This is a genomic window from Thiomicrorhabdus sp. zzn3, assembly GCF_029767755.1.
Lineage (GTDB): Bacteria > Pseudomonadota > Gammaproteobacteria > Thiomicrospirales > Thiomicrospiraceae > Thiomicrorhabdus.
The window spans coordinates 1-1183 of sequence record NZ_JARUQS010000006.1 but is presented as its reverse complement, the minus strand read 5'-3'; the positions used below and the strand labels follow the sequence as shown (position 1 = coordinate 1183).

Here is a 1183-nt window from a genome sequence, read left to right as displayed (position 1 = left end):
GAAAAGTTTGAAAGAACGAAACCGCACGTAAACGTTGGTACTATCGGTCACGTTGACCATGGTAAGACAACTCTGACTGCGGCATTGACAATTGTTCAAGGTAAGAAGTTTGGTGGTGAAGCGAAAGATTACTCATCGATCGATAACGCCCCAGAAGAGCGTGAGCGTGGTATCACCATCTCAACTGCACACGTTGAGTATGAATCGGAAACACGTCACTACGCACACGTTGACTGTCCAGGGCACGCTGACTATGTTAAAAACATGATCACTGGTGCGGCACAGATGGATGGTGCGATCCTGGTATGTTCAGCAGCTGATGGCCCAATGCCTCAGACTCGTGAGCACATTCTTCTGTCACGTCAGGTGGGTGTACCATACATTGTTGTATACCTAAACAAAGCGGACATGGTTGACGATGAAGAATTGATGGAATTGGTAGAGATGGAAGTTCGTGAACTTCTAGACGAGTACGAATTCCCAGGTGATGACACTCCAGTTATCATGGGTTCTGCATTGAAAGCGATCGAAGGCGACCAGTCTGAAATCGGTGAGCCATCAATCACTCGTTTGGTTGAAGCGTTGGATACTTATATCCCAACTCCAGAACGTGACACAGACAAGCCGTTCTTGATGCCTGTAGAAGATATCTTCTCTATCCAGGGCCGTGGTACGGTTGCAACGGGTCGTGTTGAGACTGGTGTTGTTAAAGTGGGTGAAGAAGTTGAAATCGTTGGTATCCGTCCAACTCAAACAACAACTGTTACTGGTGTTGAAATGTTCCGTAAGTTGCTTGACCAAGGTGAAGCAGGGGATAACGTTGGTATCCTGTTGCGTGGTACTAAGCGTGAAGACATCGAGCGTGGTCAAGTATTGGCACACGTTGGAACAGTAACTCCACACACCAAGTTTGAAGCAGAAGTCTATGTTCTGTCTAAAGATGAAGGTGGACGTCACACTCCGTTCTTCAACGGTTACCGTCCACAGTTCTACTTCCGTACAACTGACGTAACTGGTGCGTGTGAACTGCCAGCTGGTACTGAAATGGTAATGCCTGGTGATAACGTACAAATGACTGTAGAGTTGATCAACCCAATCGCGATGGCAGAAGGTCTGCGTTTTGCGATCCGTGAAGGTGGTCGTACAGTTGGTGCAGGTGTGGTTGCTAAAATCATTGAGTAAT

Annotated in this window: 1 protein-coding gene; it reads left to right on the top strand. The window is 47.2% G+C overall.

What is annotated here, in order from left to right:
- A partial coding sequence (tuf, locus tag QCB44_RS10905) for an elongation factor Tu (protein WP_279409986.1) occupies positions 1 to 1182 on the top strand: 1182 nt, incomplete at its 5' end.
- Between the last annotated feature and the right edge of the window lies 1 nt (position 1183).